Origin of the sequence: Pseudomonas sp. B22(2017) (assembly GCF_002113105.1) — a bacterium.
Classification (GTDB): domain Bacteria; phylum Pseudomonadota; class Gammaproteobacteria; order Pseudomonadales; family Pseudomonadaceae; genus Aquipseudomonas; species Aquipseudomonas asiatica.
This window is the reverse complement of the sequence record NZ_NEJN01000008.1, coordinates 211668-230927: the sequence shown is the minus strand read 5'-3', so window position 1 is coordinate 230927 and position 19260 is coordinate 211668. Positions and strand designations below refer to the sequence as shown.

Genomic DNA, 19260 nt, shown 5'->3' with positions numbered 1-19260 from the left:
GTCGATCGCCGAGGCGCGGGACCGGATGCGCCGCAATATCGATGACTTCGAGTTTGGCTCGATGAAGGCCATGCGCAAGGTGCGGCCGATCATCCAGCATGGCTTGATGAGCCTGGCCGTGCTCGACCCGCGGTTCACCAATACGATGATCAGCGTGACGGTGTGGGTCGAGGGCAAGGCCGAGGAAGTGCATGGGCGGTTGTTCAAGGAGGCCAGCATGGGGGTAACCCAGGCGAGCAGCGCGGCGCAGCTTGCCCTGGTGGATATCTCGGTGGCAGCTGGGACGTTGGAGACAAATGCGCGCAAGTTGTTTCAAGGGATGCAGATCACATCGCAGCAGGCTGCCAGGTTAGTACGGACCGGGTTCTCCGGTTTACGTGGTGTGGCAGGTAGTTGGGAGTTATTGCTGGCGATAGGCGGGTTGTATCTGCAGCAGGACAGCCTGGGCAGGAATCAGGACAAGGCGGAAACGGAGATTGGGCCCAAGGCGTTTGAGGCCAAATTGGCGTTGCAAGGATCGCAGTTGGGCCTGTTGGGAGGGCAAATCGAACTGGTTGGGCTCATTTTGAGATCAAGTGCTGGTCCACTGAATTTGGGGTGGGCAAAGGGTGTTGCAGCCAGTGGGGGGGCCTTGATAAGGCTTGGTGCTTTGGTGAGTGCGGTTGCAGGGGTCTTTGATACGGCTCAAGCAATCAATGCGACCAGGCGAGCTGCCGCTGCGGGTGATGATGCCGCATACCAGCGACATCTAATTTCGGCCGGTTTGTATGTTCTTGGCACTGTCGCTTTCGGATTCGCAGTACTCAATCCCTTGGTTTTCGGCCCGCTGGGATTGGCGATCGCCTTCACGCTTGCTGCTAATCAACTAAGCAAACGCGCTCAGGAAAATGAATCAACTGATCTGGAGCGCTGGGTAAGGCGGTGCTGCTTTGGAAAAGCAGACGAAAAGCCGACCATTCATTGGAATGTTCCAGAACAAGCGGATATCGCTTTTGCCGAACTCAATGCTGCCACGCTAGGCGTTCAGGCGAAGTTGAATTTTGAGTCGCGCTTGGCAACTGATCCAGGGCTTCCGAAAATCGGTGGCTTGACAAGCACGGAAATAATTAAGGAACTGAAATTCTTGATCGCTTTGCCTATGTACGACGAGCGTTCTTCGGGATATCGCTGGAAATTGATTGCGCATCGTCACGGTGACGGTAATCACCCTGATTACATTGGCGGGGAAACTATTGCTTCGGGCAATTTTTTCGCGAACTCCGAAGAATTTCTCTCGCCGTCCTCTTCATTTTTGAGCTTTGCGCCTCCACGAATACCAGACCACGACTGCAATTATTCAATTAGCGAGAAGCGAAAACCTTATTCTACTGAACTCAGCCAGTTAGAGATTTCGGGCTCGATAGCGCTCATGGCGACTATAGGAAAACACACAATTGAGGCAGCTACGCTGTTGGTCATGTACTGGCCGGATCGGAGCCTACCAAGTGGGTACATTGAGATTTGTGTCAGGGAGATTAACGAGTGAAGCGTGATGATAAAGTGTTGTGCGAGCGCGCTTTAGGCTGGAGCCATGACCTTCCCACGGTGCATGAAGTTCCAAAGTGGCGGGAAGTGTGGGCGAGTGTCAAGCCGTCGCCAAACTATTTCGATGATATATATCTCGAGTTACCGCGGAGCAGCACCATCCTTCGAGGTGTTATATTTTTGATTGGGGTTCCGGGTTTGCTATTTGTTTTAGGAATGACGCTTTACTTATACTGGATCCTTTTGCATGGCAGTTGGCCGCGCGACTGGATTACAAACATATCAATAGCTCTTCTTCCGGTAGCATTATGGGCTTTGGCTGCCTATGTCAGGCTTGATCTGGTTGCCCCTAGAGACGAGCCAATTCGCTTCAATCGACTACGCCAAAAAATATATATTTATGAATTTCGATATGACCGTATCTTCATCTTCAGTCGCAAACGATGGGGCGTCAAGCCGGTCGCCTACAACTGGGACGACGTAACCGCCGAAGTCTACCGAGTCTACGCCCCCGGCCACGGTGGCCTGATCGAAAACGTCATGCTGTCGGTCCGCAACCCGGAAACCAACGAAGTCATCGACCGCGTGTTCTTCACCTATGACCTGTACCAAGGCGAAGCCTACTGGGCCATCGCCCGACTATTCATGCAGCAAGGCCCCGAAGCCCTGCCGAAGTTCGTACACCCACCCCGTGACTGGAACGATGACGATGGCCTGAGCCACATGCATTGCCTGGCACCCAAGGTTCATTGGCCGGAGGACATTGACCGTGAATCCCGCACTGCCCCATCTGACTGAGAAGGCCGATGCTTTGAAGCAGTGGTTTTATACGGCCCGTGACAGATGCCGAATCCATCTAAATATGGCGGCATGATCCGGAACTAAACTAACAAGTGGCACTTGTTTGCGAGGATAGGATCATGGCCTATGTCGATTGGCGATTGCGCGGCGCAGGGGTCGACCTTTGCAACTGCGATTATGGCTGCCCCTGCCAGTTCAATGCCTTGCCCACCCATGGCACTTGCGAAGCGGCAGTGGGCTATCACATCGAGGAGGGGTACTTCGACGAGGTGTCGCTGGCCGGCTTGAATGTGGCCTGCACCTTCGCCTGGCCTGGGCCCATCCACGAGGGCGGTGGGCAATGCCAGGCCTTTATCGATGAACGCGCCAGTGATGCCCAGCGCCAGGCATTGCTGACCATTCTCAGCGGCCAGGAGCAGGAACCCACGGCCTTCTTCGCCATTTTTGCCAGCACGGTGCAGACCATGCACGCACCGCAGTTCGTGCCGGTTGAGGTGCACACCGACCGCGCCGCACTGACCGCCAGCATCCACGTGCCCGGGGTGCTGGATGGCCGGGCCGAGCCGATCCGCAACCCCGTGGACGGATCGGTGCACCGGGCCAGGCTGGTACTGCCAGAGGGCTTCGAGTTCGGCGAGACGGACTGCGCCAGCGCCACCTTCAACTGCTCCGGGGCGGTGAAGCTGGACTATGCCGGGCGCAACGCCATGCTCTACGACCTGGATATGGGGCCAAATGGCATCATCCGCGGCTAGCCGCTGGCCAGCCCCGGGCGCGCTGCTGACCGGCGCGCTGGTGCTGATGATCAGCGCGCTGGGTTGGTGGTGGCACGTCGAGCAGGCAACGACCATGGCGGCGATGGGCGAGATGCAGATGCCACCCACCGCCTGGTGGTCGCGCCAGGGCGCGCTGACCCTGCTGATGTGGTTGGCGATGATGCAGGCGATGATGCTGCCGGCCGCTCTGCCGGTGTTCTTGCTTTACCGACGCTGCCTGGTGCGCGACAGCGCCGGCCCGTTCAAGCTGCTGCTGTTCTGCGCGGCCTATGCACTGCTCTGGTGTGGCTTCGCCCTGCTGATGACCCTGCTGCAGGCCCTTGGCGAATGGCTTGGCTGGCTCGATCCCATGACCCTGCGCCTGCCACCGCTCATGGGTGCGCTACTGCTTCTGCTGGCCGGTGGCTACCAGATGAGCCAGGGCAAGGCCGCTTGCCTGGAGCATTGCCAGAGCCCGCTTTTCTTTCTTCAGCACCATGTACGCCCGGGCCTTGGCGACGCCTGGAGGCTGGGGTTGCAGCATGGCCTGTACTGCATCGGTTGCTGCTGGGCGCTGATGCTGGTGCTGCTGGTGGTTGGCGCCATGAGCCTGTGGGGCATGGCCGCGCTGGCGATGCTGGTTCTGGCGGAGAAAGTGTTGCGGTTGGGCGCGGCCTGGCGCCGCTACAGTGGCGCCCTGCTTATCGCTGGTGGACTGCTGCTGGCGTTCTGGCCGCATATCTGACAACCCGCCCGGGCCTGCCCGGGCGGGGTGCAGCGGTACCACGCCGAAGCCCTTGGCGTCAGGCCAGCGCCTCACGGCTGTGCTGGCCGTCGACCAGGCGTTGCAGGCCCAGCGGGTTGGCGTTTTTCAGGGCGTCGGGCAGCAGCGCATCCGGGTAGTCCTGGTAGCACACCGGCCGCAGGAAGCGGTCGATGGCCAAGGTGCCGACCGAGGTCCCACGGGCATCGGACGTGGCCGGGTATGGCCCGCCATGCACCATGGCATCGCACACTTCGACACCGGTCGGGTAACCATTGACCAGCAGGCGCCCGGCCTTGCGCTGCAGCAGCGGCACCAGCGCGGCGAAGCGCTGCAGGTCTTGTGGCTCGGCAATCAGCGTTGCCGTCAGCTGCCCGTGCAAGGCTTGCAGCGCGCGGCGCAGTTCGGCTTCGTCGGCCACCGCCACGGCCACCGTGGCCGGCCCGAACACCTCCTCCTGAAGCAACGCATCACCATCAAGCAGCAGGCTTACATCCGCCTGGAACAGCTGCGCCTGCGCCTGGTCGCCAGCCTGGTCGGCGCCGGCCAGATGACGCACGCCCGGGTGCTGGTGCAGGCGTTGCACGCCCTGGGCATAGCTGCGCAATGTACCGGCATTGAGCATGGTCTGCCCGGGCTGGTCGGCCAGCTGCGCACCAAGGGCCGCCAGGAAGTTGCTGAACGCCTCGCCGGCAATTCCGATGACCAGCCCGGGGTTGGTGCAGAACTGCCCGCAGCCCAGCACCACCGAACCGGCCAGCTCCCTGGCTACCTGCTCGCCCCTGGCCTGCAAGGCCGCAGGCAAGACCAGCACCGGGTTGATGCTGCTCATTTCGGCGAACACCGGAATCGGCTGCGGGCGCGCTGCAGCCAGCTCGCACAGCGCACGGCCGCCCTTGAGCGAACCGGTGAAGCCCACGGCCTGGATCGCCGGGTGGCGCACCAGCGCTTCGCCGACACCGGCACCGTAGATCATGTTGAACACGCCTGCGGGCATGCCGGTGGCCACCACTGCCCGCTCGATGGCCTCGGCCACCCGTTCGGCAGTGGCCATGTGGCCGCTGTGCGCCTTCACCACCACCGGGCAACCGGCGGCCAGCGCCGCGGCGGTATCCCCCCCTGCGGTGGAGAAGGCCAGCGGGAAGTTGCTGGCGCCGAACACGGCTACCGGGCCGACGCCGGTACGGTATTGGCGCAGGTCAGGGCGCGGCAGCGGCTGACGCTGGGGTTGGGCACGGTCGATGCGCGCCCCCAGGTAGTCGCCACGGCGAAGCACCGTGGCGAACAGGCGCATCTGGTTGCTGGTGCGCGCGCGTTCGCCCTGGATGCGCCCGGCCGGCAGTGCGGTTTCGCGGCACACGGTGGCGACAAAACTGTCGTCCAGCGCATCCAGCTGGTCGGCAATGGCATCGAGGAACTGCGCACGGCGCTGCGGCGCCAGGACGTTGTATTCGGCGAAGGCCGCTTCGGCAGCCTGGGCGGCGGCGTCCACTTCCTCCGGGGTGGCTTGGGCAAAGGCCTGCGGAAGGGCTTCGCCGGTGCGCGCGTCGAGGCTTTGCAGGCGCACGCTGCCGGCAGCGCTGCGCTGGCCGCCAATGAAGTTGCTTCCGGTCATGGTTGGCTCCTGTAATGAGGAAAGAAGATTCAAAGGTTCATGTCAGCCATGGAGTGCACATGGCCCGTCATGTCAGCAGGCCCCCCTGTGGGAGCGGCTTCAGCCGCGAACACCGGCGCAGCCGGTGCCATGCACCGCGCCGGGCCCTTCGCGGCTAAAGCCGCTCCCACAGGTACGCGGGCGAACCCGACACACTGCTCGCCTGACTGCTCAAAGGCTTTTCACCACCCCGGGGCGAACCTGCCCGGGCGCGGCGGCAATGCCATTGCGCAGCGGCTGGCCGAACGCGTCGAGGCTGACTTCGAAGGTGTCGCCCGGGCGCGCCTGGATGCCGTCGGCGAACGACAGCGTGGCAGTGCCGAAGTAATGCACGTGGATATCGCCGGGGCGCAGGAACTGGGTGTACTTGAAGTGGTGGAATTCCAGGTTCTCGAAGCTGTGGCACATGTTCTGCTCGCCCGAGAGGAACGGCTTGCGCCACAGCTCCTGGCCGTCGCGCAGGATGCGGCTGGTGCCTTCCAGGTGGGCCGGCAGCGCCCCCAGGCGCAGCTCTGGGCCGAAGCTGCAGGCGCGCAGTTTGGAATGGGCCAGGTACAGGTAGTTGCGCCGCTCCATCACATGGTCGGAAAACTCGTTGCCCAACGCATAGCCAAGGCGGTAAGGCGTGCCGTCGGCACCGATCAGGTACAGCCCGACCAGCTCTGGCTCCTCGCCGGCATCCTCGGCGAACACCGGCAGCGGCAGGTCGGCGCCAGGGCGCACGACGATGCCACCGTCGCCCTTGTAGAACCACTCCGGCTGCGCGCCCTCCTCGCCTGCCGGCGGCCGACCGCCATCGAGGCCCCACTGGAACATGCGCATGCTGTCGGTCACCGCGCCTTCGGCCTGCTGCTGATGCATCTTGTCGCGGGTTGCGGCGCTGCCCAGGTGGGTCAGCCCGGTGCCGGTGACCAGGCAGTGCGCCGGGTCCGGGTGGTCCAGTGGTGGCAACACGCGGCCTTCGGCCAGCAGGGCCAGGTAGTCGTGGCGCTCGCCCAGGCCGGCAGCCTGCACTTCAGCGGCCAGGTCATGGCCGGCGGCAATGGCTTGCAGGGCCAGCTCGCGGGTGCTGCCAGCGCCCTGCACCTGCAGGGCGTAATCGCCTTCCACCACACCCACGCAGCGCTCGCCGGTGGCGGTTTCAAATTGGATCAATCGCATGTTTGTGCTCGCTTCTCGGTTGCGAAAATTAGCGGGAGGCTTCGGCTGCCCGCGTGGAAGCCAGGCGCTGGCGGCGCTCCAGGCGGTTGTAGACAACCCCGGTGAGCAACAGCCCGAACAGCATCACCACGGCCAGGAAATACAGCCCCGACGAAAGTTGCCCGGTGTGCTCCTTGAGCGCGCCGATACCGAACGGGCCCAGGTAGCCGCCGAGGTTGCCGATCGAGTTGATCAAGGCGATGCCGGCTGCGGCGCTGGCCCCGGAGAAGAACCGGCCCGGCAAGGTCCAGAAGATGGCGGTGCAGGAGAACAACGCGAATGCCACCAGGCACAGCGCTGCCAGCTGCATGACCGGCACGCTAAGCCAGGCACTGAAGAACAGGCCGATCGCCCCCAGGGCATACAGCAGGCCCAGGTGGCCATAGCGGTCGTTCAGGCGGTCGGAGCTGCGCGGCACGATCAGCAGGCCGATGATGCCGAACAGGTAAGGCACGGCCGAAACGAAACCGGTGACCAGGTCACTGCCGCCAAACTGGTGGATCAGCGTGGGCAGCCAAAGGCCCAGGCCGTAGATGCTCAGGGTCACCGGCAGGTAGAACAGCGCCAGCAACAGCACCCGGCTGTCCTTCAGGGCATGCAACGGATTGCCATGGCGGGTCTGGCCGAACTCGCGCAGGTCGTTGGCCAGTTGTTCCTGCAGCCAGCTGCGCTGTTCGTCGCTGAGCCAGCGCACCTTGGCCGGGCTGTCTGGCAGCAGGCGCAGGGTCGGCCAGGCCAGCAGCACCGCGGGGGTACCGATGCAGATGAACAGCCATTGCCAGCCATGCAGGCCGTAGATGCCATCGAGCCCCAGCAGCGCGCCCGAGAGCGGCCCGGTGATCAGCATCGCCAGCGGCTGGGAGAGGATGAAGAAGCCGAGGATCTTGCCGCGATGGCGCACCGGGTACCACTGGGTGATGTAGTACAGCACGCCCGGAAAGAAGCCCGCCTCGGCCGCCCCCAGCAGAAAGCGCATCACGTAGAAACCGCTGGGCCCGGTAACGAAGGCCATTCCGACGGTGATCGCGCCCCAGGTGACCAGGATGCGGGCGAACCAGCGGCGCGCGCCAAAGCGGTCGAGCAACAGGTTGCTCGGCACCTCGAACAGGAAGTAACCAATAAAGAAGAGCCCGGCGCCAAGGCCGTAGGCCGCGTCACCCAGGCCGATGTCGGCGCCCATGTGCAGCTTGGCGAAGCCCACCGCGGAACGGTCGACATAGGCCACCAGGTAAAGCAGTACCAGAAAAGGGATGAGTTTCAGTGTGATCAGGCGGACGAGCCGCTGCTCCTGAATCATGGCGATGTCTCCAATTGTTCTTGTAATGGGTACAGCACCTGGCCGGGGACTTTTTGGCAGACCTCTGACCTGGGTGAATGATCTTATAGTATTACCAATTGAGCCAACAAGCCTTCACAGAGGCCATTTTTATCAGTACAGTCGGTCGCACAACGACAAATAGTAATACTAATTAGGTGTTCCCATGTCTGATAACAAACGCCCACTGCGCTCCGCCCAATGGTTCGGCACCGCCGACAAGAACGGTTTCATGTACCGCAGCTGGATGAAGAACCAGGGTATTCCGGACCACGAATTCCAGGGCAAGCCGATCATCGGCATCTGCAACACCTGGTCGGAGCTGACCCCGTGCAACGCGCACTTCCGCAAGATTGCCGAACACGTCAAGAAGGGTGTGCTGGAGGCTGGCGGCTTCCCGGTGGAGTTCCCGGTGTTTTCCAGCGGCGAGTCCAACCTGCGCCCCACCGCCATGCTCACCCGCAACCTGGCGAGCATGGATGTGGAGGAAGCGATCCGTGGCAACCCGGTGGACGCCGTGGTGCTGCTGACCGGCTGCGACAAGACCACCCCGGCGCTGCTGATGGGCGCGGCGAGCTGTGACGTGCCGGCGATCGTGGTTACCGGCGGGCCGATGCTGAACGGCAAGCACAAAGGCAAGGACATTGGCGCCGGCACCATCGTCTGGCAGATGCACGAGGCCTACAAGGCCGGCCAGATCGACCTCAACGAGTTCCTCTCGGCCGAGGCCGGCATGTCGCGCTCGGCGGGTACCTGCAACACCATGGGCACCGCCTCGACCATGGCCTGCATGGCCGAAGCGCTAGGCACCTCGCTGCCGCACAACGCCGCCATTCCGGCGGTGGATGCACGCCGTTACGTGCTGGCCCACCTGTCGGGCATGCGCATTGTCGACATGGTGCGCGAAGACCTGCGCCTGTCGAAAATCCTCACCCGCGAAGCCTTCGAGAACGCCATCCGCGTCAACGCCGCCATCGGTGGCTCGACCAACGCGGTGATTCACCTGAAGGCCATTGCCGGGCGTATCGGCGTGGACCTGCAGCTGGAAGACTGGACCCGTATCGGCCGCGGTACGCCAACCCTGGTCGACCTGCAGCCTTCGGGCCGTTTCCTGATGGAAGAGTTCTACTACGCCGGCGGCCTGCCTGCGGTCATCCGCCGCCTGGGCGAACACGGCCTGCTGCCCAACCCTGCCGCGCTGACGGCCAACGGCAAGAGCCTGTGGGACAACTGCCAGGCCGCACCGCTGTACGACGAAGAGGTGATCCGCCCAATCGACAAGCCGCTGGTGGCCGACGGCGGCATCTGCATCCTGCGCGGCAACCTGGCGCCCAAGGGCGCCGTGCTCAAGCCCTCGGCCGCCACCCCGGCGCTGATGCAGCATCGTGGCCGCGCCGTGGTGTTCGAGAACTTCGACGACTACAAGGCACGCATCAACGACCCCGAGCTGGATGTGGATGCCAGTTCCGTGCTGGTGATGAAGCACTGCGGGCCCAAGGGCTACCCGGGCATGGCCGAGGTCGGCAACATGGGCCTGCCGGCCAAGCTGCTGGCCCAGGGCGTGACCGACATGGTGCGTATTTCCGATGCCCGCATGAGCGGCACCGCCTACGGCACCGTGGTGCTGCACGTGGCGCCGGAAGCGGCAGCTGGCGGGCCGTTGGCTGCCGTGCGCGAAGGCGACTGGATCGAGCTGGATTGCAAGGAAGGCCGGCTGCACCTGGACATTTCCGACGAGGAACTGGCCGGCCGACTGGCCGACCTGCAAGCCCCGCCGCAGTTGATCAGCGGTGGTTACGCCAAGCTGTACCTGGACCACGTCATGCAGGCCGATGAGGGTTGCGACTTCGACTTCCTGGTCGGATGCCGCGGGGCGGCGGTGCCCAAGCACTCGCACTAAGGCCTGAAGCCTGTCGTTTAGCGTCATTGGGGCTGCTGCGCAGCCCATCGCCAGCAAAGCCGGTGCCATCCACCGCGTCGCCTGCTTCGCGGGCGCGCCCGCTCCCACAGGTCCGGCGCAGGCTTCGGGCTCGCGCTGTACCTGTAGGAGCGGCTTCAGCCGCGAACACCGGCGCAGTCGGTGCCATCCACCGCGTCGCCTGCTTCGCGGGTGAACCCGCTCCCACAGGGACGGCGCAGGCTTCAGGCTCACGCGGTACCTGTGGGAGCGGCCGTGGCCGCGAACACCGGCGCAGCCGGTGCCATCCACCGCGTCGCCTGCTTCGCGGGTGAACCCGCTCCCACAGGGACGGCGCAGGCTTCAGGCTCACGCTGTACCTGTAGGAGCGGCTTCAGCCGCGAACACCGGCGCAGCCGGTGCCATCCACCGCGTCGCCTGCTTCGCGGGTGAACCCGCTCCCACTGGGACGGCGCAGGCTTTAGGCTCACGCGGTACCTGTGGGAGCGGCCGTGGCCGCGAACACCGGCGCAGCCGGTGCCATGCACCGCGTCGACGCGCTAATGCTATGATGCTGCCCCCGCCAGAAGGATCCGCCCCGCCCCACATGAACTACCGCCAGCCCACCACGCGCAAGAGCATGCACGCCACCCTGGTCCAGGACCTTGGCGTACAGATCGTATCCGGCCAACTCGCACCCGGGCAGAAGCTGCCTTCCGAGGCCAGCCTTTGCGAAGCCTACGCGATCAGCCGGCCGGTGTTCCGCGAGGCGATGCGCGCCCTTACCGCCAAGGGCCTGATCGAGGCCCGCCCGCGGGTGGGTACCCTGGTTCGGCCGCGCCATGACTGGCACATGCTCGACCCGGACGTGCTGCACTGGCTGATGCAGGCCACGCCACAGCAGGAATTCTTCAACATGCTGAGCAGCGTCCGCTGGGTCATCGAGCCCGCCGCCGCCGCACTGGCCGCCACCAACGCCAGCGCCGACGACGTCAATTCGATCGCCGAGGCCTACCAACGCATGGAAGCCGCCCGCAACCATGAAGAACGCCTGCAACCGGACCTGGACTTCCACGCCCGCATCGCCGACGCCACCCACAACGACCTGCTGGCCTACCTGTGCAACATGCTGTCGATGGCGCTGCGCGAGTCGGTGCGCTACTCCAACCAGCGGGCGAATTTCGACGAACTCGCCCTGCCCCGCCACAAGGCGATTCTGACCGCTATTCAGAACGGTGACGCGCTGGGCGCGCGGCATGCTTCACTGGTACAGCTTGAAGATGCCCGCGTGGCGCTGGCCAAGGTACTGGGGCAGGACCCGACAAGCTGAGGTATCGACCGAGCCTACCTCAGCCACCGGGCCCGCCGATCAGAACACCGACCAGCCGATCCGCGAACTGAGCAGTTCGAGCGCCGCCATGCCGGCCAGGGAGTTACCCGCCGCATTCAACTCCGGCGACCACACGCACACGGTGAATTGCCCCGGCACGATGGCCACAATCCCGCCCCCAACGCCACTCTTGCCCGGCAACCCCACCCGATAGGCGAAATTCCCTGCTTCGTCATACAACCCGCTAGTGGCCATGATCGAGTTCACCTGCTGGGTCTGGCGCCGGGTCAGAATCTGCTCACCACTGTGCTTGCAGAACCCATCGTTAGCCAGGAAACAGAACGCCCGGGCCAGGTCCAGGCAATTCATCTGCAGCGCGCAATAGCTGAAATAGCTGCGCAGTACCGTTTCCACCTCGTTATGGAAGTTGCCGAACGACTGCATCAGGTAAGCCATGGCCGCGTTACGCGCACGGAACTGATACTCCGAGTCGGCAACGCGGGCATCGATCGAGATGTGCGGATTGCCCGATAGCCGCCGCACGAAATCGCGCATCGACAACGTAGGTGCAGCGAAGCGCGACTGGTTGATGTCGCAGATCACCAACGCACCCGCATTGATAAAGGGGTTGCGCGGCCGACCGCGTTCGAACTCCAGCTGCACCAGCGAGTTGAACGGCTGGCCGGAAGGCTCATGGCCAAGCCGCTCCCAAATGGCCTCCCCCGAGTGCCCAATCGCCTGCACAAGGCTGAACACCTTGGAAATACTCTGCACCGAGAACGGCACCAGCGCGTCGCCTGCACAGTAATAGCTGCCATCGTTGCCATAGACCGCGATGCCCAGCTGGTTCGCCGGCACATCGGCCAGCGCGGGAATGTAGTCAGCCACTTTGCCCTTGCCGATCAAGGGACGTACTTCTTCGAGAATCTCGTTCAACAGCGTTTGCATGAAAGGCCCTGTATCAGTCCCCAGACGACGGCTAAGGGGTAGCATCCTTGACGAAGATCGAGCGAAAGAAATCACACTCCCGGCAAGAAATTGTCGGCCGACCGTGCATCACGCCATGGCCTATGCTGTGCTTGTTTCGACGGGATACAGACCGCGCACCCGCCAGGTACCCAAGCCAACCAAGGAACGGAGGACCCACAATGCCAGCTTGCCCCTTGCCTGCTGACGAAGCGCTGCGCCAGCGCACGCTCGACGACATGAACCTGGTCGACACGCCAGCCGAGCATTACCTGGATACCTTGGTGCGGCTCACCCAGGACCTGGCCCATGTGGACACTGTGCTGATCAGCCTGATCGACCAGGACCGGCAGTGGTTCAAGGCCCGCATAGGCCTTGAGGCAAGCGAGACGACGCGCAGTGTTTCGTTCTGCGGCTACGCCATTCTCGGCGAGGACACCCTGATGGTGCCCGACGCCCTGTGCGACGAACGATTCGTCGACAACCCGCTCGTGCTGAACGCGCCCTACATCCGCTTTTATGCCGGCCACCCCTTGCGCGCCGGCAACGGTAAAGCCATCGGTACGCTGTGCATGTTCGACCCGCGCCCGCGCGTGCTCAGCGAGGCTCAGCAAGCAAACTTCAGGGACCTGGCCACGCTCGCCGAGGGGTATCTGCAGCTGCGTACCTTGGCCCAGGTGAACCGCGATCTGCGGCTTGAAATGGATCGCGAGCAGCGCAAAGCCCTGCTCGACCCTTTGACACAACTGTGGAACCGCGGCGCGTTGTCGGCGTTTGAAGCGCATGAACGACGATTGGCCGAGGTGAACGGCTTACAGCTGGGTGCGGTTTATGCCGACCTGGACCACTTCAAATCCATCAACGACAAGTACGGCCATGGCGGCGGTGACAAGGTGCTGTGCGAAACGGCCCGTCGCCTGCGCGCGGCACTGCGCCCCGATGACCTGGTGGTGCGGCATGGGGGTGAGGAGTTTGTTGCAATTTTGCAGGTGAAGGACAGCGAAGAGCTGACCCGGATTGCTGAGCGGATTCGCGAACAGGTGGGTGCCAGCCCGATGCAGTTGCCCTGTGGCCAGTTGAACGTAACCCTGAGCATCGGGTGCACCCTGTTCACCAAGGGTGAAACGCTGGATGACGCACTGGAACGCGCTGACAAAGGGCTTTATGACGCCAAACAGAGTGGGCGTGATCGGGTTGTCTATATAGCGCCGTCTCTCTGAGACAGGCACGATCCGGGCTGTGCAGCATCTCTTCCCGCATCTCAGCCCGGCTATTCACTGCCCAAGAGCCCGCCCCACTCGGCACTCCCGTTCCGCCAAAGCTGGATTATCTGAATGCCCCAACACAGCGCTCAAACCCTGCGCGCCCCCCTGTGGGAGCGGGCGCGCCCGCGAACACGGGCGCAGCCCGTGCCATCCACGATAAACTCGCTAAAAAAGCTGCAAGCCACTCATCAATAAGCAGAACCGCACACAAAAGGTCTCCACGAACAAATCCGCCCTCAAAACTGCCCACATCTCCCTGAATTAGCAGGTCCCGCTGTAGGAGCGGCTTCAGCCGCGAACACCGGCGCAGCCGGTGCCATGCCCACGCCAGATTCTTCCCCGCCCAAACGCAATACTCAGGGCCATGAGACCACAGCTACCCGCCTCCAAAACCCAAGGCCTGGCACCTTGCCCAAAGGCACCAACCAAATCGATCAGCCATATGCAGTTCCAGGACAACTGGCCAACGCCCAAAACAACCTGCCAATCGCCCCAAGCCCCGTCACTGCATCCCTACCCCGCCGGCCCCGATCTCATCCATGAAATCCGCAAGAAACACTTCAAGCCGAGCATGGCGCTCAGCAGCCAGCCGAGCCCCTTCAGCAGTTTTAAACCCTGACGCAAGCTTGAGAAGCTTGGTATGAAAGTGCTCGACCGCATACGCCTTGTCCTGATACTCCCTCCCCCACGCCGCGGGGTTCTCGAAATCGTACAGCGCCGACCCCATTCGCCCGGAAACGTAAAAACACCGGGCGATACCCACTGCACCTATGGCGTCCAGGCGATCGCTGTCCTGAAGAATCCTGGCCTCAAGGGTGAGTGGTTCGAAGCCAGCCGAGTAGCTGTGGGTTTTGACTGCATGCGCCACCTGCTCGATGCGCTGCAAGGGCCAGCCGATATCAGCCAGGATTGACGCCGCCCTTTGTGCGGACAGCGTTGACGCCTGCCCACGCAAGGGCGAGTTCTTTTCTACTGCGACACAATCATGCAGCACAGTCGCTGCAAGCAGCACTTCCAGGTCGCCGCCTTCTACGCGCTGTATCCGTTGTGCGTTGACCCATACGCGATGGATGTGGGACAGGTCGTGGGAGCCATCTGGCTGGTCAGCCGGTAGATACTTCAGCAGGTCAGCGGCAAAGCGCTGGAAAGGGGCAAAAGCTTCGATAGTCATCTTCGGTGCATTCCATGGGCTGTTACTTGGCGTCCGTTGTCAGGGGCTGGCCCGTGACCTGCCTTGGTCCAGATGCGAGCGGGTCAGTTTCAAGGCTTGAGTGGCGAAAGTCCATGCTGGACCGTTTGTTGGCATCGCGACATAACTGGATACAGGGATTCGTGAGTGGAAAGCTTTTTGAGATCCACTGGCCGTTAACTGAGCAGTCGGCGTTGCATGCTGTGAAGGTGAATGGGCAAAAAAAGTCAGAATTAACCCCTTCCTTGTAGGCCATTTCCCAAAGATACTCCCTGCGCCTGTTTTTCGTTGCACATGGAAATCGTGAACCATAGTCTCGACCTGCCGCTACCAATTGGCGGCACGGTTTTGACAGGCCGTGGTTCACTGAGAGCATGTGCAATGCCAGTTATGGCAGCTGTGCGTGGGGCACCTTTGTGTGCGCCGGGATTCTCAGTGCCCCCGGTCTGTCAACCCACAAACAGCTGCCACCCTTCCGTTTGACAGCGGATCTGCGGCAGCCCTTTAAGGCACTGAGAGGGTTTATGCTGAAGATAGTCCCTGATCCACCCCACAATGTTCTATCCCTTGAAGACACCCTGATCCAGGCCACGGATTACGCGCTGTGCGCGGCGACCGTTGTGCATCAGGCTATGTTGCTGCAGCCCAAATCGCCTGCGTCGATTCTGATGATGGCCTCGATGCATGAACTGGAGACGCTGCGAGCTTTGCTTGAGTCCGCACTGGTCCAGGTGCAGATGCCCACTGAGCCTAGGACTTTGCACTAAGGCTTCATTTATGTGTCGCCTGGGCTGCCCCTATCGCCAGCAAGCAAGGCCCCCACATGGATCTAAGCTGCACCACAAATCTCGAGGCCTATGCAGTATTTGTGGGAGCTGGCTTGCCGGCGATGAGGCCAGACCAGGCACTAGAAATTTCGGGGAGATTGAACAATGACCACAGAAGAAACCAAATTCACCGTCGGCAAAACCACCTTCTACCAAGGTGAAAACCAGACACATCCGCTGTTCCGCATCGAAGCAGGCATCCCCTGCCAGAGCGCCCGCGAACAGGCCTCGGAGCTGATGGGCTATGCACGGGATATGACCCTGGACGGCTTGATGGAAGACAAACCTCAGCTGATCTGGGCATCGCATTACCTCTGCGCATTGGCTAAGGCGCTGATGGATGATGCCGAGCTGGGAATGATGCGCTGAAGCACCCCTCCCTCACTGGATGCCTTCAAAACCTAAGTCCATCCCTCGTTTTGAAGGCGCTCCAGCTGCCCCCCACCTTCACACCCAGGCAGTGTTAGCGTGCGCTTAGCAATCTACTAGGACTCGATTACCCATCGCCCGCGCAACATTACTTTCAACTCGTCAACACTTAGAGTCTTATCTCTCTTGCGATGGACAACCGCGTGACAGTTGGCGCACAACGTCACGAGGTCTGTCTCAGGGTTCACGGCCTTCTCCCCACCAAAGTCCGAAATCGGTACTACGTGATGAACGTGAATGAAGCCCTTCGCGTGTTCGCCGTATGCCTGTTCGAAATCAAACCCGCATGCCTTGCAGTCAAGCCCGTGGATGGCGATGGCCTTTACCCTGAGATCTTTCCGGCGCTCGTAACGGGTTCCAAAGTAGCTTGTTTTGCTGCCTTCACTGGCCGATTCAAAAGTAAGTGGGTCGTCTTCCGTATCCGGTACAGCCGCCTCAGCACCCGAAGGCAGGAGCGTCGCATGGCTTAAGATGGCATCGTAATCGGATTGAGAAATTGGCCGAACGCCATCACGCCAGTAGTTACTCATACGGCTGGCGGGGATAGTCTCCAGGTACTCGCCGTCAATTTTCGCGGGGACAGAGTCTTCAAACGGCGTGAAGTTTTCGATCAGAGCAAACAGATCACCCTTGTCACTCCTCCGGTCTGCATAGACCTGACCTATGCGTGCCTTACCAAAATAATGCGGATCGGTGCTGAGGCGGAGGGGAGCAAAGGCTTTGTCCTTGATGCGCCCTTTGTAGTAGATCACCTCGGTTCCCTGCGCGAGCCAGGCTTGGTAGCGCTTGGGGAAGTGATAGACAGCGCCTGTCTCGTCTTCCCACTGCGATGTGTCGTTTTCAACGATGACGACGGGCATATACTTTCCTCTCGACTGATGGCAAAAGCCTATCAAAAAAGAGGAAATTTCCTACGACATAATGAGAAGTGAGCCCCATTTCCAGCGGTTGTAGAACTGGCCATGTCCTACAAGAGCCGAGGTGGTATGTCGTACCTACAGCATTCCAACCTTCACGAGCTTGTAGCTTATGAACTAGCGATACGTTAGCGTATGGCGGACGCGGGTTCAGTTCCCCCCGGCTCCACCAAATGATCAATCAAAGACGTCCACGGACGTCTTTTTTTGTGCCTGAAACCCAGCAAATACGCGACCTCCAACGTTTTTGCGGTCTTTTGAGAGTTTTTGAGTTCCAGCCGTTCGGGTATTCCAGACGGTATTCCAGCTCACCCGGTGCTAATCTTTGGAATACCGAATCAGTGCTTGAGGACGATCTCATGCCTGCTCAATACCTCCGCCTCTCCGATCGACAGCTAAGGGAGTCAAACCGGCGTCCAAGGATTATGTCCTTACGGACGGTGACGGTTTGCAGCTCCGGGTAGGCAGCAACGGCTCGTTGCTGTGGAATTTCAACTACCGCGAACCGGTGACCAAAAAGCGCATCAACATCGGGTTCGGGACCTACCCCGACCTGTCACTGGCGAATGCACGAAAGATGGCAGTCGATGCCCGCGAGCTGCTCGCTCAAGGCATCGATCCGAAGGTGCAGCGCAATACGCTGAATGAAGCCAAACGCGCGGAAACCGAACACACCTTCGAGAACGTGGCCACCGCGTGGTTCGAGCTTAAGAAGGACTCGGTCACCCCGGCCTACGCCGAGGACATCTGGCGGTCTCTAACACTGCACGTATTCCCCGATTTGAAGACGACACCACTCGCGAAAATCACTGCGCCGATGGTGATCGCACTGCTTCGCCCAATCGAAGCGAAAGGCAGCCTGGAGACGGTCAAGCGTCTTAGCCAGCGGCTAAACGAGATCATGACCTACGGCGTAAACTCCGGCCTGATCTTCGCCAACCCGCTCACCGGCATTCGGGCAGTATTCAAGAAGCCCAAGAAACAAAACATGGCTGCGCTTCCGCCCGAAGAACTCCCCGAGCTCATGCTGGAGATCGCGAACGCCAGCATCAAACGCACCACTCGCTGCCTGATCGAATGGCAGTTGCACACGATGACTCGCCCCGCCGAGGCAGCGACTACTCGCTGGGCAGACATCGACTTTGAAAGGCGCGTTTGGACTATCCCTGCGGAGCGGATGAAGAAGCGCCGCCCACATAGCATCCCGTTGAGTGATCACGCTGTCGCACTGCTGGAGTCACTGAAGACTCACAGCGGTCATCGCGAGTACGTCTTCCCGGCCGATAGAAATCCACGCACTCACGCCAATAGCCAGACCGCCAACATGGCGTTGAAACGCATGGGTTTTCAGGATCGGTTGGTTAGCCACGGCATGCGCTCGATGGCCAGCACCATCTTGAATGAACATGGGTGGGACCCCGAACTCATTGAGGTCGCACTGGCGCATGTCGACAAGGATGAGGTGCGCAGCGCCTACAACCGAGCCGACTACATTGAGCGAAGGCGCCCGATGATGGCCTGGTGGAGTGAGTACATCCAGAAAGCCGCCACCGGCAGCCTGCTCGTCTCTGCATACGGCCAAATCAGAGACAAGAACGTGGTGCCGATCCGCTAGCGCTATGCAGGCGCAATAACGGCAGCGACAACAACTGAGCGTTCAAGATTCAGGGAAAGCAGCCTCGTTTATCCGCTTGTCAGCACGGGTCCATCCAAACAGGGCTGCAAAGCCGCCCTGTTTGGATGGACCTCACTTTGAAGAGCTAAAAGCCACAACGTTGTCCGGGATTTACCATGGAATTCCACCGATGGATAACCACTTTTCACGCCCTCAAGGGCGCTGAATTTCGGCCCTTGACCGGGTTTATCCACAGGCGTAGAACTGGCCGTGCAAAGGCTGTCGATGACAGCACCCCAGGTGACCCGAGCCTTAAAGGTCACGCCGCTCTGCGGTGGTTCTCCCCAAGGGCGATTCGCATCCGGTAGCTCGCCCGGTCACTACCCATGTGGTGGATGCTCTTACACATATAGCGCTCGTGCGCCAGATACACCGTACCTCGCTGCCCTGCAGCAACCTATCCGCTTGGCCGAATCCTGCGCCAACCTGTGCCCGTCTCTTTCTCTGGAAAGAGACGGGCACTTCTACCACTGCTGCAGCCCTGATCGCACATGGCTTTGCGGCAATTCCCCTCGTGACAATCGGCGTGACAAACGCCGATGTCACCAGCAACAGCGCTGTAGATGATGGTGCCGCAGACCAAGGAATGAACTGCACCTGACTGACAGTCAGGCATGCCCCGGTCATCGCATTGCTGCTTGCACATGGCTCAGGATCTTCAGGCGCAGGTCTCGTCAGCCAGTGCTGCCTCCACCCGCCCACCGGTAACAGTGCTCAGGAGGCCAGATCATGAGATGCCCTTGCTCCCGGTCG

At 61.4% G+C, this 19260-nt stretch carries 14 protein-coding genes and 2 pseudogenes; 10 read left to right on the top strand and 6 right to left on the bottom strand.

The genetic code is table 11. From position 1 onward, the window contains the following. From CAG18_RS17930 to CAG18_RS17915, 4 genes and pseudogenes are all read left to right on the top strand, one after another. Positions 1–1525: pseudogene (locus tag CAG18_RS17930) on the top strand (hypothetical protein); the annotation flags it as partial. Further along, a complete protein-coding gene (locus tag CAG18_RS27330) occupies positions 1522–2322 on the top strand; it encodes a DUF6708 domain-containing protein (protein WP_256573383.1) in 801 nt (266 codons plus the stop codon). The pseudogene CAG18_RS17930 and the gene CAG18_RS27330, both read left to right, overlap by 4 nt. A 122-nt stretch (positions 2323–2444) precedes the next feature. Continuing rightward, a complete protein-coding gene (locus tag CAG18_RS17920) occupies positions 2445–3080 on the top strand; it encodes a DUF1326 domain-containing protein (RefSeq protein WP_013972018.1) in 636 nt (211 codons plus the stop codon). Continuing rightward, positions 3061–3825: a DUF2182 domain-containing protein gene (locus CAG18_RS17915; protein WP_085721297.1), complete on the top strand. Its 765-nt coding sequence runs from the start codon at positions 3061–3063 to the stop codon at positions 3823–3825. The genes CAG18_RS17920 and CAG18_RS17915 overlap by 20 nt, the downstream gene beginning before the upstream one ends. 58 nt (positions 3826–3883) lie before the next feature. Here the strand turns inward: CAG18_RS17915 and CAG18_RS17910 are convergent, their stop codons facing one another. The 3 genes from CAG18_RS17910 to CAG18_RS17900 form a co-directional block, all read right to left on the bottom strand. After that, positions 3884–5458 carry an aldehyde dehydrogenase (NADP(+)) gene (locus tag CAG18_RS17910; protein WP_015269914.1) on the bottom strand — a complete coding sequence of 525 codons (1575 nt, stop codon included), beginning with the start codon at positions 5456–5458 and terminating at the stop codon, positions 3884–3886. 210 nt (positions 5459–5668) lie between these two features. After that, positions 5669–6658: an AraD1 family protein gene (araD1, locus tag CAG18_RS17905; protein WP_085721296.1), complete on the bottom strand. Its 990-nt coding sequence runs from the start codon at positions 6656–6658 to the stop codon at positions 5669–5671. A gap of 28 nt (positions 6659–6686) precedes the next feature. Further along, positions 6687–7994 carry an MFS transporter gene (locus CAG18_RS17900; protein WP_085721295.1) on the bottom strand — a complete coding sequence of 436 codons (1308 nt, stop codon included), beginning with the start codon at positions 7992–7994 and terminating at the stop codon, positions 6687–6689. 184 nt (positions 7995–8178) lie between these two features. Here CAG18_RS17900 and CAG18_RS17895 point away from each other — a divergent pair, with 184 nt between their 5' ends. Both CAG18_RS17895 and CAG18_RS17885 read left to right on the top strand, forming a co-directional pair. After that, the gene (locus tag CAG18_RS17895) at positions 8179–9912 is read left to right on the top strand and encodes an IlvD/Edd family dehydratase (RefSeq protein ID WP_085721294.1); all 1734 of its coding nucleotides are present in this window, start codon (positions 8179–8181) and stop codon (positions 9910–9912) included. 604 nt (positions 9913–10516) lie between these two features. After that, entirely contained in the window at positions 10517–11239 is a 723-nt protein-coding gene (locus tag CAG18_RS17885) for a FadR/GntR family transcriptional regulator (protein ID WP_015269910.1), read from the top strand. Positions 11240–11278: 39 nt separating this feature from the next. Here the strand turns inward: CAG18_RS17885 and glsB are convergent, their stop codons facing one another. Beyond that, positions 11279–12187, bottom strand: a complete 909-nt coding sequence (gene glsB, locus CAG18_RS17880) for a glutaminase B (protein WP_085592323.1) — start codon at positions 12185–12187, stop codon at positions 11279–11281. A gap of 200 nt (positions 12188–12387) precedes the next feature. Here glsB and CAG18_RS17875 point away from each other — a divergent pair, with 200 nt between their 5' ends. Beyond that, a complete protein-coding gene (locus CAG18_RS17875) occupies positions 12388–13425 on the top strand; it encodes a diguanylate cyclase (protein WP_085721292.1) in 1038 nt (345 codons plus the stop codon). 547 nt (positions 13426–13972) lie between these two features. On the opposite strand, the gene CAG18_RS17870 is transcribed toward CAG18_RS17875, so the two are convergent. Further along, on the bottom strand, positions 13973–14641 hold the full coding sequence (locus tag CAG18_RS17870; RefSeq protein ID WP_085721291.1) for an HD domain-containing protein: 669 nt from the start codon (positions 14639–14641) through the stop codon (positions 13973–13975). A gap of 542 nt (positions 14642–15183) precedes the next feature. Between CAG18_RS17870 and CAG18_RS17865 the strand changes: the two genes are divergently transcribed. Then, a complete protein-coding gene (locus CAG18_RS17865; protein ID WP_085663224.1) occupies positions 15184–15426 on the top strand; it encodes a hypothetical protein in 243 nt (80 codons plus the stop codon). Positions 15427–15591: 165 nt separating this feature from the next. Next, positions 15592–15855 (top strand): DUF3077 domain-containing protein, encoded by a 264-nt coding sequence (locus CAG18_RS17860; protein WP_003256566.1) that lies wholly within the window; start codon positions 15592–15594, stop codon positions 15853–15855. A 116-nt stretch (positions 15856–15971) separates the two neighbouring features. On the opposite strand, the gene CAG18_RS17855 is transcribed toward CAG18_RS17860, so the two are convergent. Next, complete coding sequence (locus CAG18_RS17855) at positions 15972–16775, bottom strand: HNH endonuclease (RefSeq protein ID WP_085721290.1); 804 nt, start codon at positions 16773–16775, stop codon at positions 15972–15974. Positions 16776–17191: 416 nt separating this feature from the next. On the opposite strand from CAG18_RS17855, the pseudogene CAG18_RS17850 reads away from it, so the two are divergent. Next, positions 17192–18447: pseudogene (locus tag CAG18_RS17850) on the top strand (integrase domain-containing protein). Positions 18448–19260: the final 813 nt, after the last annotated feature.